This window comes from Bradyrhizobium sp. Ai1a-2 (assembly GCF_000426245.1).
Lineage (GTDB): Bacteria > Pseudomonadota > Alphaproteobacteria > Rhizobiales > Xanthobacteraceae > Bradyrhizobium.
Genome location: NZ_AUEZ01000011.1, coordinates 20,154 through 34,212 on the forward strand (window position 1 = coordinate 20,154; position 14,059 = coordinate 34,212).

Below are 14,059 nucleotides of genomic sequence, written 5' to 3' on the forward strand. Positions count from 1 at the left end.
GACGGACTCGCGGAGGCTCCCCCTCACCCGGATCGCATCTTACGATGCGATCCGACCTCTCCCCGCACGCGGGGCGAGGTGAAGAGAGCCGCACTCAACATCGTTCCTTATCCGCCCTTTACAGCGCCCGCGGTGAGTCCGGCGACGATCTGGCGCTGGGCGAACACCGTGAGCAGCAGCACCGGGAAAGTCACGAGCAGCGCGGCGGCGGCGAGCGGGCCCCAGCTCAACTGGTCGAACGAGATCATGTTGTAGACGGCAACCGGCAAGGTGCGCGTCTCGCGTCCCGCCAGCACGATGCCGAACACGAAATTGTTCCAGGAGAAGATCACTGCGAGGATGAAGGCGACCGCAAGTCCCGGGCGCGCGATCGGCAGCGCGACGTGACGGAACACCTGCCAGCGCGTGGCGCCATCGATCCGTGCGGCTTCCTCCAATTCCAAAGGCGTGGTCTCGAAATAGCCGATCATGATCCAGATCACGATCGGCACGGTGACCACGAGATGGATGATGATCTGCGGCACCAGAGTGCCGAGCAGCCCCAGCCACTGGAACAAGAGGAACAGCGGGATCAGATACGACAGCCCCGGTGTGATGCGCGCGATCAGGATCACGATCGCGGATTTATGCGCCGCCATCCGCGCGATGCCATAGCCGGCGGGCACGCCGACCAGCATCGCGAGCAGTGTCGCGCCGCCGGTGACGATCAGGCTGTTGACGAAATAGGTCAGGAAGCGGTTGGAGGCGAGCACGTCGGCATAGTTCTTCCAGGCGAATTGCTCGGGGATGAACACCGGCGGATAGGCCGCATTGTCGATCTCGTACTTCAGCGACAGCGAGATCATCCAGAGGAAGAACAGGATCGCCGGCGACACGATGATGAACACCGAGAGCCAGAGGCCGATCCGGCCGAGGAGTTGGCGCGGGCTCATGCGCCACCTCCGATCTCCGTCCATAGCATCCGCTTGCGCAAGTAAAGCAGCATCGCGGCGAGCAGCACGATCAGCAGGAAGAACACCACGGCAATCGCCGAGCCGTAGCCGAGGTCGTAATAGACAAAGGCGACGCTGTAGAGATAGAGGTTGATGGTCTCCGAGGCCGAGCCGGGCCCGCCTTGCGTGATCGCGAAGATGATATCGAAACTCTTCACCGCGTCGATCATGCGGATCATGCCGGCGATGAACAGGAACGGCATGATCAGCGGCAGCGTGATGTAGCGGAACATCTGCCAGAACCCGGCGCCGTCGATCTCCGCGCTCTCGTAGGGCTCGGTCGGGATAGCGGCGAGGCCGCCGAGCACGATCAGCATGACCAGCGGCGTCCATTGCCAGGTCTCGACCAGCACCAGCGACGGAATGACGGTCGCCGGATTGAACACCCAGAGCTGCGGCGGCAGGCCGACCAGCGACAGCAAATAGTTGAGCACGCCGAGCTGCGGGTGGAACATCATGGTCCAGACCAGCGCGATCGCCACGGGCGTGGCCATCATCGGCATGATGAAGACGCCGCGCAGGAAGCCGCGCCCGGCAAAGCGCTGGTGGAACACCACTGCCGCGAGCGTGCCGAAGATCAGCGGAAAGATCACCGACAGCGCCGTGTAGAAGATGGTGTGTCCGACAGCCTCGACGAAACGCGGGTCGTTCGGCAAGCGCAGATAGTTGGCGAACCCGACGAACGTCGTGGGCGAGCCGACCTTCCATTCGTTGAAGCTCATCCAGATCGTGAACAGCCAGGGAAACACGATCACGGCCAGCACGACGATGAGCGCCGGCAACACGAAAGGCCAGTAAGTTGGGCGATGCCATTGCTGCTCCGGCGCGGCGGCGCTTTCCGCCGCGGCCGGAGTCGTTTCCGTAATCGTGCTCACGCTTTTTCGCTGCGTTCCAGGATGGGCCGGAATTGCTCGTGCGCTTTCTTCAGTTCGGTCGCGGGATCGGCGCCGGAGAGTGTCGCGGTCAGCGCCGCGCCGACGATGTCACGGAATTCGGCGACGGGAATGATGACGGGCAGTCCGAGCTTGCTGATCTTGGCGGAGTCGACAACCGACTTCAGCCATTCCTGGGTCTTCACGCCCTTGGCGACTTCTGGGTCGTTCACGATCGAACTGCGGAACGGCACGCCGCCGCCGGCCTGCAGCAATCGCGCGGCTTGCGTCCTGGAAACGACCCATTGGCAGAGGAGGTAGGCGGCTTCCTTGTTCTTGCTTGCCGCGGCGATGCCGACGCCGTCGCCATAGGTCGAGGAAAAAGCGCCCTTGGGCCCAGCGGGCACGAGGGTGTAGCCGACCTTGCCAACGACGCGCGATGCGGTCGGATCTTCCAGCGGCGGCGCCCAGCCGTCGGCGTCGATCCACATCGCGGACCTGCCTTGCGTGAACGACGCCATCGACTCCATCCAGTTGAAGCCGGCGACGCCGGGAGGAGCCGATTTGGTCAACAGCCGCTGGTACAACTTGGTCGCTTCGATCGCCTCGGGCCCGTCTGTCAGGATGTTGCCCTTGGCGTCGAGGAATTCGCCGCCGTAGTTCAGGTAGAAGTTGGTCCACATCGCCATGTTGGCGTTGCGCAGGCCGCGTCCGACAAAGCCAAAAGTGCCTTCCTTGGGATCGGTGAGCTTCTCGGCGGCCACCACCATCTCGTCCAGCGTCTTCGGCACTTCGACGCCTTTCTTCTGGAACAGCTCCTTGTTGTAATAGAGGATGAAGTAGTCGACCGACCACGGCAGCGAGAGCATCTGGCCCTTGTCGTTCTTGGCGTACTGCTGCCCGGCGGCGGAGAAGTCGCTTTCGACCAGGTCGGGCGGCGTGAGATTCGGGTCCTTCAGATAGCCGGAGATATCGGCGAGCCAGCCCGCCTTCTCGAACTGCCGCTTCTGCACGTGGTAGCTGAGGTGGACGACATCAAAGCTCGGCTTGCCCGAGGCGAGCTCGATGACACATTTCTGGCGCTGCTGCTGCTCGGGGATCTGCTCCGACTCGACCTGGATGCCGGTGAGTGCGGTGAACTCCTTGATGTATTTTTGCAGATTGTCGCCGCGCGGTCCCTTGGCGAGGATCACCTCGAGCTTGGTGCCGTTGTATTTCTTCCAGTCAATATCGGCGCGCGCCGGAAATCCGGTGAGGCTGAGCGCGCCGGCCGCAGCCGTGCCGGCCAAAAGCTGCCGGCGCGTGATCTGGTGATCCGTCATATTTCTCTCCCTGCTCGTTTTTTGTTTGGGAGAGATAGTAACGTTTGCGCGGGCTCTGCCTAGCCCTAATGTGCGCGACAACACACTACAATTGTCGCGCGAGCCAGATGTCAGTTATGCCTTGACGAAGGCAAGCAGCGTCCCGTTGCCTGCCGCCGGCGGTACGCAGATCGCACCCGCGCTCTGCACGCCTGCCGAGCCCAGCGCCTTTTCGGCGGCGGCAAGATCGGCTGCGATCACCAGGCCAGCGCCGCCGCGCTCGGGCAGCGCGGCCAGCGACACGCCGGGATAGCGTTTGCCGAGTTGATCCTTGGTCACGAACACGAAGTCGGCGCGGTCCGAGCCTGATGGCACGGCGGCAGCGCCGTCGGCTTCGTTCCTTACTGCGACATCGATCATCTTGGACAGATGCGCAGCATCCTTGGCCGGCTCGGGTGTCACGATCAGCACTTGCCGCAGGCGTTTCGCGCCGTTGGCATGCGTCATCAATTCGGGGATCCACACCGTCTCGCGGGTCTTGTGCTGGCAGGCGAAGATGCGCACGCCGCCAGGCGCCTCCGCGGTCGGCCACTGGAATGTGCGGAATTTGGCCGCCGACAGCGAGCCATCAGGCATCGTCACCGGCCGTTCGAAATCGGTCGGGCCGATCGGCGCGTAACCACGTGCGCGAATCTCCTCGGCGCCCGCAGCCGAATCGACCGCGGTGAATGCAATGCGCTCGATGCCTTCGCCGCGCTTCTCCAGGAACGCCCGCGCCGGCGCGTTGTGCTCGGTCGGGGTGAGCACGCCGAGCAGTTCGATATAGTCGGGGTCGAGCATGATGGTGTAGTTGCCAGATCCCATATGCGCGCTATGCGTGCCGCGCGGCGAAATGGTGAAGCCGAGATGCTTCCAGTTGTCGGCGGCCCGGTCGAGATCCTTCACCATGATCACGGCGTGATCGATTCCGATGACGTTCTTGAGTGACACTCTGTTGTTTCCCCGGCATGGATAGATGGCGTACTACACTAAACAGATCGATCCGGCGCCCGCAAGCCGACGTTCCCATTGATGCGGCGCCCGAGCAGCGATCGTGAAGAGATGGATGATGGAAAGCACTGATATCCGCTGGCCCGATTCCCTATGGGCGGCGGTGACGCCCGCCTCGCCTGATCTGGCCGAATTGACCGGCACCCAGCAGGCCGACGTGGTCGTGATCGGCGGCGGTTTCACGGGACTGTCGACCGCGCTGCATTTGCGCGAGGCCGGGGTGGACGTGGCTGTCGTCGAAGCGATGGAGCCGGGCTGGGGCGCTTCGGGGCGCAACAACGGCCAGGTGATCCCGACCTTGTCGCGGCCCGATCCGGAGGACATCGTCGCCAAGCATCACGCAGCCGGCGAGCGCTTTGTCGGCCTGCTGCGCGACAGCGCCTCGACACTGTTCGACGTCGTCAATCGATACGATATCCAGGCCGAGCAGGAGCAGACCGGTTGGGTGCAGCCGGTGCATTCGCCCGGCCGCATCAAGATCGCGGAGCGGCGGGTGCGGCAATGGTCGAAATTCGGCGCGCCCGTCGAGTTGCTGTCGCGCGAGCAAGTCCGCGACATGCTGGGCTCGGATGCGTGGCACGGCGGCTTCTGGAACAGGAGCGGCGGCCACATCAATCCGCTGGCGCTGGCGCGGGAGCTTACACGCGCTGTGCTCAATCTCGGCGGCCGCATCTTTGCCCGCTCTCCGGTCGAGAGTTTCGAGCGCCGGAATGACCGCTGGGTGGTGAAGACCGCCAAGGGCGAGGTCTCTGGCCGCGCGCTGGTGGTCGCGACCAATGCCTATAGCGGAGAGGTCGTGAAATCACTGGTGCCGAAGATCGCGACCGAGGTGATGCCGGTGCTGTCGTGGCAGATGGCGACGCAGCCGTTGTCAGACAATGTCCGCAAGTCAATCATTCCGGGACGGCAGGCGATGTCCGATACCCATGGCGAGCTCTATTTCGCGCGCTACGACGCGCGCAATCGGCTCGTCACCGGCGGCGCCGTCATCGGCCCGGGTGACAAGGTCGCGCGGCTGAAGGCAAGGGTGGCCGAACGGCTGCAGCGCCTGTGGCCACAGATCGGAGAAGTGTCCTTCGACCACGTCTGGAACGGCTATGTCGGCATGACCACCGATTTCCTGCCGCGTTTCCACCAGCTCGGTCCCGACGCCTACGGTTGGACCGGCTGCAACGGCCGCGCGGTGGCGCTGACGATCGCGATCGGCGCCGAGTTTGCCAAGGCGGTGCGCGGCGTGCCGCTGAAGGAACTGGCGCTGCCTTTCACCGAACCGCAGCCGATTGCTGTGCATGGACTGCTGCGAAAGTTCGCGCCGTTGATGCTATTGGTCTACCGCCGCCGCGATGCGCGGGAGATCTAGAGCATGAAGCGCCGTGGCGACTGGAGATCAGTTCGGTAAGGGCGTTCCAGGATACCAAGCCATGCCGAGCGCGGTATCCGTCAAGAGAGCATTCCTGACGTAACTCGAATATGGTCGGAATGTCGCGCAGGTGTCAGCCGAAGTCACAGGCGGCTTGCCACAACTGTTCGAAACCCTGACCGAACAGACCGCAATCGCCCGGCCGATGCCCCGAGTTCCGGGGTCCGAAAAATCGAGGTTTGGAACGAGCGCCTGAGCATCCCGAAAGCTTGGGAAATGCCGGAACGGTTCTAAACCCACCGCGTTTGGTTGCGAAGGATTCCACCTCTGTTCAGCGAGCCAAATCGCACGGGAATCCCGACTACTATAATCATCCAACTGCAATCAATAATGGAGGCGATAAAGATGGCAAATCCACGCCAAGAGGATAAGTCTACCCAAGCCGCCGAAGATGCAGTTCGACGTGTAAGCGAGAGAACTGCGGAGCAGACCAGTCGGATCGGAGAAACCGCGGCTGAGGTCAGTCAAGAGATGGCTCGGGCCAGCGCCGATCTGCTGCGACAAAATGCCGAGGCGGTACAGAACGCCTTGCGGTTCGGCCTGGACATGACGACGACAGTCATGGGTCGCTCTACCGATCAACTTGGCCGTGCACTGGGGGTATCGGAGGAAGCGCAACGTGCAGCCGAAAGGTCGGCTCACAGCGCGGCCAGCGCACTTCATTCCACCACCGCAATCGCCAAGGGGATGAGTGGGATGTCGCAAGAGTACCTCGCATTCGTCCGGCACCAGATCGAGTGCAGTATGAACCGCATGAATGAATTGTGGCGCTGCCGAACTCCTCAGGATGTCGTCGCCGTCCAAAGTGACTTTGTGCGAGAAACCATGGAGAATGCTTTGGAAAGCGGCCGACGAATGGCCGACATGTCGCTCAAGGCGGCGGACGATACCGCAAAGCGCATGGCTCAGACCATCGAACGGCGCGCGGCCTAGTTGGCTTTCCGTCGTTCCGACAGTCACGGACAGGGCGGCTGAATTCCTCAGCCGCTCTGTCTGCAGCCAGAAATCTTCGGCTGCACCGCGCGCCTACATACTCATCGTTTCGTGCTCGCGCGCGAACTCGCCGCCGGGGATCGAATCGAGCAGCGCCCGGGTGTAGGGATGCTTCGGGTTGCCGAACACCTCGGCGGCCAATCCCTGCTCGACGACCGCGCCATCCTTCATGACGGCGACGAGGTCGCAGATCTGTGCGGCGACGCGCAGATCGTGGGTGATGAAGATGATGGAGAGGCCGAGCCGCTGGCGCAGGTCGGCCAGGAGCTTCAGCACCTGCGCCTGCACGGAAACGTCGAGCGCCGAGACCGGCTCGTCCGCGACCAGCACGTCAGGCTTCAACGCCAGCGCACGCGCGAGCCCGATGCGCTGGCGCTGCCCGCCGGAGAATTCATGCGGGTGGCGGTCGCCGGCGGACGGATCAAGCCCGACCAGCTCGAACAATTTCCTGGCTTCGGCAATTGCCGTGGCGCGCGGCGTGCCGTGGACGATCGGTCCTTGCGCGACCAGCTCGGCGGCCTTGCGGCGCGGGTTGAGCGAGGCGAACGGGTCCTGGAACACCATCTGGATATGCCGGGTCTGGTGGCGGACTTCCTCGCGCGACAGCTTTGCCCAGTCCTTGCCATTGAGCACGATCGATCCGCAATCGGGATCAATCAGGCGCACGATGCAGCGCGCCAGGGTCGACTTGCCCGAGCCGGATTCACCGACGATGCCGAGCGTTGCTCCCTTGGGCAGATCGAGAGAAGTATCCTTGACCGCAGCCGTGACGCGCGCGCCGCGCCCGAGGAAGCCGCCGGTGCGATAGGTTTTTGAGACGTTGGCAATCGTCAGGATGTTCTCGCTCGACAGCGGCCGTGGCGGCGGTGCTTTCAGCGGTGGTACGGCGGCAATGAGCTGCCTGGTGTAGGGGTGTGCCGGATGGCTCAGCACCTGGTGAGCCGTGCCTTGTTCGACGATCCTGCCATGCTGCATCACCACGACCCGATCGGTGATCTCCGCGACGACGCCGAAATCGTGGGTGATGAACAGCACCGCCGTTTTCTTGCGCTGCTGCAGGTCGCGGATCAGCTTCAATATCTGCGCCTGCGTGGTGACGTCGAGGGCCGTGGTCGGCTCGTCCGCGATCAGGAGCTTTGGATCGAGCGCCAGCGCCATGGCGATCATGGCGCGCTGGCGCTGGCCGCCGGAGAGCTCATGCGGATAGGCCTTCGCGGCGAGCTTGGGATCAGGAATACGCACGTCGGCGAGCAGCGCCAGCACGCGCGCGTTGATCTCTGCTTTCGATAGTTCCGTGTGGATCGAGAACATCTCGCCGATCTGGTCGCCGATGGTGCGCAGCGGATTGAGCGCGGTCATCGGCTCCTGGAAGATCATGGCGATGCCGGCGCCGCGCACCTCGCGCATCTCGGCCGTATCGGCGGCGCAGAGATCGCGGCCCTCGAACAGCATCCTGCCACTCTCGATTTTGACCTCGTTCGGCAACAGCCGCATGATGGCGTTCGCCATCATCGACTTGCCGGAACCGGATTCGCCGACCACGCAGAGAATCTCGTTCGAGGCGATCGACAGCGAAACGTCCGACAGCGCATGGGGCCGGTCGGCGCCCTCTGGCAGGCGCACGCTTAAGTTCTCGAGCGAAAGGATGGCCTCGCTCATCGGCTCTTCAGCCTCGGATTGAGGGCGTCGTTGAGCCCCTGGCCGACCAGCGATACCGCGAGCACGGTGACGAGAATGGCGATCCCGGGGATCGCCGAGACGTACCACTGCACCCGCAGCACATCGCGGCCGAGCCCGATCAAATTGCCCCACGAAGCGACATTGGGATCGGACAGCCTGAGGAAGGCAAGCGCGCTCTCCAGGAGGATCGCGACCGCCATCACCACGCTGGCATAGACGATAACTGGCGGCAGCGCGTTCGGGAGGATCTCGCCGAGGATAATCTTGATGTCCCGCATCCCCAGCGTCTTGCCGGCCTGGACGAATTCGCGGTTACGCAACGAGAGGAACTCGGCGCGGGTCAATCGCGCCGGCGCCGGCCAGGATACGACGCCGACCGCGATGGTAACGGTGGTGAGCGTCGAGCCGAACACCGCGACCAGCACCAGCAACAGCACGAAATTCGGCAGGGTCTGGAATGCCTCCGTGATCCGCATCAGGACATTGTCGACCCAGCCGCCGTAATAGCCGGCGAAGGCGCCGACCAGGATCCCGATCAGGATCGCGATCGCGGTGGCGACGCCGCCGATCAGAAGCGAAATCCGCGCGCCGTAGAAGATCTGGGCGGCGATATCGCGCCCGGAATTGTCGGTGCCGAGCAGGAAGCGTGGATTGGCGAACGGCCAGATCAGCGGGCGCCCTGCGAGCGACAGTGGATCGCGCGGATAGAGCCAGCCGGCGCTGATCGCCATCGCGATCACGACGAGCAGCAGGATCAGGCCGATCACCGCTGCGGGGCTGCGGAAATAGCGTTTCAGCGCGTCCATGTCAGCCATCCGCCGAGATGCGTGGATCAAGCCGCGCATAGAGGAGGTCGGTCACGAAGTTGACCACGATCACGAGCAGGGCCGAGACGAACACGATGCCGAGCAGCGTGTTGAGGTCGCGCTGCACCACGGACTCGTAGGCCAGCCGCCCAAGCCCGGGCAGCGAGAACACGCTTTCGACCACCACCGAACCGCCGAGCATGGTGCCGGCCTGCAGCCCGATCAGCGTCACCATCGGCAGCAGCGCATTGCGCAGCACATGCCGCGTCACGACATGGGTCTCGTCCAGGCCCTTGGCGCGGGCGGTGCGGACGAAATCGAGGTTGAGCACCTCCAGCATCGAGGCGCGCATAATGCGGAGGTAAATGGCAAGGAAGATCAGCCCGAGCGTCAAGGTGGGCAGCACGAGGTGTCGTGCGATGTCGAGCACGCGCCAGATGCCGGTCTGCACCGTGCCGATATCCTCGAAACCACCCGACGGCAGCCATTGCAGGTAGACCGAGAACACCACGATCGCCATCAGGCCGAACCAGAACGAGGGCGTCGCGTAGAAGATCAATCCGAGCGTCGAGATCAGCGTATCCGGCCAGCGGTTGACGCCGCGCGCCGCGATCACGCCGAACACGAGACCAAAGAAGAATGCAAAGGACAGCGACGCCGTCATCAACAGGATCGTCGGCGGCAGCCGCTCCAGGATTACGGACGCCACCGGCTTGCCGTAGATCGAGGAGAAGCCGAGATCGAGCCGCACCAAGCGCCAGAGATAGTTCGCAAGCTGCATCGGCACCGACAGGTCGAGCCCGTAGAACTTGCGCAACTCGGTCGCGGTCGCGGCGTCGCCACCCCCCATCTGGGCCATCAGCGCGTCGACGGTGTCGCCCGGCGCCATCTGCAGCAGCAGGAAGACGCCGATCAGGATCAGGATAAGTGTCGGGATCGAGGCGGCGAGCCGCCGCCCCGCAAGGCTCAAGATGCGCATGCGCTTATCTTGACGGATAAGGTGTTACGCGGAAAGCCAAAGATCGTGCCAGCTCGTCGAGCCCCAGCGGGGCGTGTTGGAGTGGTTGCGGGCTTTCGCCGTGATGACGGTGACGAAGATCTGCTCGATCGGCATCCAGACCGGCAGTTCCGTGTTCACTTCCTTGACGAACTCGGCATAGAGCGCCTTGCGCTTGACCGGATCGACCTCGGTGGCCGCATCGTCGATGGTCTTGTCGACCGTCTTGTCTTCCCAGCCCCACTGGTTGGTCCAGGGCGCGCCCTTTGGCTGGCCGGAACGATACCAAACCGTGGTCGAGACCGCGGGATCGTTGCGGTACTGGTGCCAGCCGGTGGCGAGGTCGAAGGCGTGCTCGTCATAGACCTGCTTCAAGAACCCGCCGCCGTCATTGCGCACGATCTCGACGGGAATGCCGACTTCCTGCAGCGACTGCTGGACGAAGGTCGACCACAGCGAGATGTCCTCGCCCCACGGCGCGGGCAATAGCTTCAGCGAGAAGCGCGTGCCGCCGGGGCCCGGCTTGTAGCCGGCTTCATTGAGCAGCGCGACCGCTTTGGCCTTGTCGTAAGGATATTGCGGCGTGTCTGGACCGGGATAGAAGTCGGTCGAGGTCGAGGGGATCGGGCCGGTGCCGAGCTTGGCGAAATCGCCGAGGAAGTTGTCGATGAAAAACGGCACGTTGATCGCATGGGCGATCGCGCGGCGGACGCGGATGTCGGAAAGTTCCTTGCGGCGGAAGTTGAACTCGATCGTATTGGTGCGCGCGTTGCCCTCATTGCCCTTGGTGGAGACGATGAAGCGCTTGTCCTTGCCGAGCCGCGCCATGTCCGAGATCGTGAGCCCCGAGAACGGGCTGTACTGCAACTCGCCGGCTTCCATCTGCGCGGCTGCGGCGGCGCGGTCGGTGATCACCTTCCAGACGATGCGGTCGAGATAAGGGGCGTTCGGGCGCCAGTAGTCGGGATTGCGGTCGGCGATGATGTATTGCCCGCGCTCGTATTTAACGAATTTGAACGGTCCGGTGCCGACCGGCGCCAGGTTGGTCGGGTTCTGGCGGATGTCGCCGTTCTCGTAGAGGTGCTTGGCGGAGACGTAGCCGAGGTCGGGCAGGGCGCGCAGCAGGAGATTGAGCGGCATCGGCCGCTCGTAGCGGAAGATCGCGGTCTGCGGATCGGGCGTGTCGACGGCGGTCAGGAACAGCTGCAGGGTCGAGCCGTAGTTCAGGATATTCTTCCACATGTTCATAGCGGTGAACGCGACGTCGTCAGAGGTGAACGGCTTGCCGTCGTGCCAGGTGATGCCCTTGCGCAATTTGAAGGTGACGGTCTTGCCGTCGGGGGTGGCTTCCCAGCTCTCGGCGAGCACGCCGACCGGCTTGCCGTTGGCGTCGAGGTCGACCAGGTTCTCCTGGATCTTGCCGCCGATGATGTAGACGCCGGTCGAGGCCTGCAGGCTCGGATTGAGCTGGCGCTGCTCGGCGCCGTAGTGGACGTTGAACACGCCGCCCTTGCGCGGGGTCTCCTGCGCAAATGCCCGCATCGGGTTGATGACGTTGGCGGCGATGGCGGCCGAGGTCAGAAGCGCGGTGCGGCGGTTGATCTCGAGGCGGGTCAAATCCATACAAGGTCTCCAGAAGTGGCGACGGGCAGCGCGCGGCATGGGGCCGCAGTCCGTCTTTAGCCGATGTTATGCTGGGTGGGGAACCCGGGTCATTTTCTTAATTGCCGCACAATCCGAACGATCATTCTCCTGACTTCACACCGGACAGGCGCTATCGGCTGCGGCTCAATGAGGCGGCCTTGGGCGGGGGCCGCGAATCACCAACTGCGAATCTGCAGCGGAAAAATAGGGGCCAGCGGGGTGTCGAACGGCCGGCTCGCGGGCGTATAGAAAGGCTCTCTGGGGCGACGGAGGGCCTCGACCAGCGAAAAAACCCGGGAAAAATGCAGGATTCCGACGTATCAGCGGCGATATAGCTGTGAAGAATGCTGAAAATCCTGTTTTTTTAGCCGGTTTCGGCCATAACGTGCCGTTTCCAGAATCAATGGAGCAACCATGGCTACCCAATTGTCGAAGTCGCAACTGATCGAGAAGATCGCGACCACCACCGAACTCTCCAAGCGCGACGTCAAGAACGTGATGGATACCCTCACCGATGTCGGTCATAAGGAGCTGAAGAAGAACGGCGTGTTCCTCGTCCCCGGCTTCGCGAAGTTCGTGGTGATCAAGAAGCCCGCGACCAAGGCGCGCAAGGGCACCAACCCCTTCACCGGCGAAGAGACGGTGTTCAAGGCCAAGCCGGCCCGCAAGGTCGTCCGGGCTCGCCCGGTCAAGGCTGCCAAAGACGCGGTCTAAGGCAAGAGGCCTCCGGAAGCGGGGGCCTTTTTGCTATGAGGTGCGCCCGGCGTTCGCGTAAGGTCTGATCCCCATTCCCTCCGCAGCGCAGGGCGCGTCAATCAGCTCGTGCGAGCAAGCCATCAAAGCGAAAGCCCCACGAGCAAGGCCATGCACGCCAGATGGCCCGCGACGATGAGCGCGAGATGAAGAGGGCCGGGCACCGCACGTCTCCTCTCTTTTTTCCACCTCTCCCGCTTGCGGGAGAGGTCGGCGCATAGCGCCGGGCGAGGGCTCCCTTCACACGAAGAGCCCCATCGTGGAGACACCCTCACCCCGCCCTCTCCCGCAAGCGGGAGAGAGGGCGCAGCGTCCATTGAGGTGGCACCAACCTCCCTTTCGAGAGACGATCAATTTAGACTCGCCGCGGTCGTGAAGCTGCGATCGACAGCTTTGCTGACGTCGAGTGTCTTCGAGAGGATGCCGTATCGCGTGGCGCGGTCGGAGGCTTCCTGCACTTCCTTGACCACGTTCTCGTCGATCGCGATCGGACTGGTCTTCTGCGCCGTGTAGGCGCTCAGCAGCACGTCTTCGGGAAGCTTGGTCAGTTCGGCGGTGTTCTTCGCATATTCGGCGAGATGATCCAGCGACCACAGCCGTGCCTTGTTCAGCCGCTGCAGCAGGTCCTGCACCGCGGCGCGCTTGGTGGCGATGGCATTGTCCGAGGCGACGATGAAGGTGATGGTCGGGGTCAGGCCCTGGCCGTCGGCAACGACCCGCGCCTTGTCCTTTAGCGTCGCAAACGAAACATAGGGCTCCCACACCGCCCAGGCATCGATCGATCCGGCGAGCAGCGCGATCTTGGCGTCGACGGGACCAAGCGGCGCAAAGGTTGCGTCCTCGAGCTTGTAGCCGGACTTCTCGAGCGTCGCGTCGATCAGGAATTGCCCCCAGCCGCCACGCGTGCCGGCGAGCCGCTTGCCCCTGAGATCAGCCGCGCTCTTGATCGGTGAATCCTGGCGCACCAGGAGGGCTTGCGTCCTGGCGTCGGAGCGGGTGCCGCCGATTGCCTTGATCGGTGCGCCCGACGCATAGACCGAAAGAAAGGAGAGGTCGCCGGTATAGCCGACATCGAGCGCGCCCGCGTTCAAGGCTTCGAGGATTGGTGCCGCCGCAGGAAATTCCGACCACTCGATCTTGTAAGGCAGATCCTTTCCGAAACCCGAGATATCGAGCAGCGAACGGTTGCCGCCCTTCTGGTCTCCGACGCGCAGCACGATCGTGTCGTCGGCGAGCGCTGCAAAGACGGAAGAAAGCGTGATTGCTGTAGCGACGAGTGCAGTCGCGATCTTGCGCGTGACGGAGTGAAGGTGAGTGGGTCTGCTCATGTCCATCTCTTTTTCTGATTTCTCTCGCCCATTGCGTGGAAAGCACATGAGCGTTCCATCAAGTCTATGAGTGAAGCTCTCGCAGTCAACGAAACGGAAATCTGTATTCGCGACGCTTGCGACAAAGAACGTCTCGTTGGTCTCCTCTGCGGAGAAAGCGCTACGTGCGGCGTTACAAGACGTCGCCAATCTCCGCGCAATTGGCGAGGAACGTACGCTGCCG

Annotated in this window: 12 protein-coding genes; 3 read left to right on the plus strand and 9 right to left on the minus strand. The window is 63.2% G+C overall.

The window, feature by feature from the left end; genetic code table 11:
* Positions 1–107: 107 nt before the first annotated feature.
* From K288_RS0110225 to K288_RS0110240, 4 genes are all read right to left on the minus strand, one after another.
* Entirely contained in the window at positions 108–932 is an 825-nt protein-coding gene (locus K288_RS0110225; RefSeq protein ID WP_027579457.1) for a carbohydrate ABC transporter permease, read from the minus strand.
* The gene (locus tag K288_RS0110230) at positions 929–1,867 is read right to left on the minus strand and encodes a sugar ABC transporter permease (protein ID WP_027579458.1); all 939 of its coding nucleotides are present in this window, start codon (positions 1,865–1,867) and stop codon (positions 929–931) included. The genes K288_RS0110225 and K288_RS0110230 overlap by 4 nt, the downstream gene beginning before the upstream one ends.
* Entirely contained in the window at positions 1,864–3,186 is a 1,323-nt protein-coding gene (locus K288_RS0110235; protein ID WP_027579459.1) for a sugar ABC transporter substrate-binding protein, read from the minus strand. The genes K288_RS0110230 and K288_RS0110235 overlap by 4 nt, the downstream gene beginning before the upstream one ends.
* Positions 3,187–3,300: 114 nt before the next feature.
* A complete protein-coding gene (locus K288_RS0110240) occupies positions 3,301–4,155 on the minus strand; it encodes a VOC family protein (protein WP_027579460.1) in 855 nt (284 codons plus the stop codon).
* Positions 4,156–4,273: 118 nt separating this feature from the next.
* Between K288_RS0110240 and K288_RS0110245 the strand changes: the two genes are divergently transcribed.
* Complete coding sequence (locus K288_RS0110245; RefSeq protein ID WP_027579461.1) at positions 4,274–5,575, plus strand: FAD-dependent oxidoreductase; 1,302 nt, start codon at positions 4,274–4,276, stop codon at positions 5,573–5,575.
* 405 nt (positions 5,576–5,980) lie between these two features.
* Positions 5,981–6,568, plus strand: a complete 588-nt coding sequence (locus K288_RS0110250) for a phasin family protein (protein WP_027579462.1) — start codon at positions 5,981–5,983, stop codon at positions 6,566–6,568.
* A gap of 93 nt (positions 6,569–6,661) precedes the next feature.
* Here the strand turns inward: K288_RS0110250 and K288_RS0110255 are convergent, their stop codons facing one another.
* From K288_RS0110255 to K288_RS0110270, 4 genes are read right to left on the minus strand one after another with little or no spacing between them, the layout of a single operon-like run.
* Positions 6,662–8,287, minus strand: coding sequence for an ABC transporter ATP-binding protein (locus K288_RS0110255; protein WP_027579463.1), 1,626 nt, complete (start codon positions 8,285–8,287; stop codon positions 6,662–6,664).
* Positions 8,284–9,114, minus strand: coding sequence for an ABC transporter permease (locus tag K288_RS0110260; protein ID WP_027579464.1), 831 nt, complete (start codon positions 9,112–9,114; stop codon positions 8,284–8,286). The genes K288_RS0110255 and K288_RS0110260 overlap by 4 nt, the downstream gene beginning before the upstream one ends.
* A 1-nt stretch (position 9,115) precedes the next feature.
* Positions 9,116–10,093 (minus strand): ABC transporter permease, encoded by a 978-nt coding sequence (locus tag K288_RS0110265; protein WP_027579465.1) that lies wholly within the window; start codon positions 10,091–10,093, stop codon positions 9,116–9,118.
* 24 nt (positions 10,094–10,117) lie between these two features.
* Entirely contained in the window at positions 10,118–11,734 is a 1,617-nt protein-coding gene (locus K288_RS0110270; RefSeq protein ID WP_027579466.1) for an ABC transporter substrate-binding protein, read from the minus strand.
* Between the two features lie 435 nt (positions 11,735–12,169).
* On the opposite strand from K288_RS0110270, the gene K288_RS0110275 reads away from it, so the two are divergent.
* Positions 12,170–12,469, plus strand: a complete 300-nt coding sequence (locus K288_RS0110275) for an HU family DNA-binding protein (RefSeq protein ID WP_027579467.1) — start codon at positions 12,170–12,172, stop codon at positions 12,467–12,469.
* Between the two features lie 389 nt (positions 12,470–12,858).
* Here the strand turns inward: K288_RS0110275 and K288_RS0110280 are convergent, their stop codons facing one another.
* Positions 12,859–13,836, minus strand: a complete 978-nt coding sequence (locus K288_RS0110280) for an ABC transporter substrate-binding protein (protein ID WP_027579468.1) — start codon at positions 13,834–13,836, stop codon at positions 12,859–12,861.
* Between the last annotated feature and the right edge of the window lie 223 nt (positions 13,837–14,059).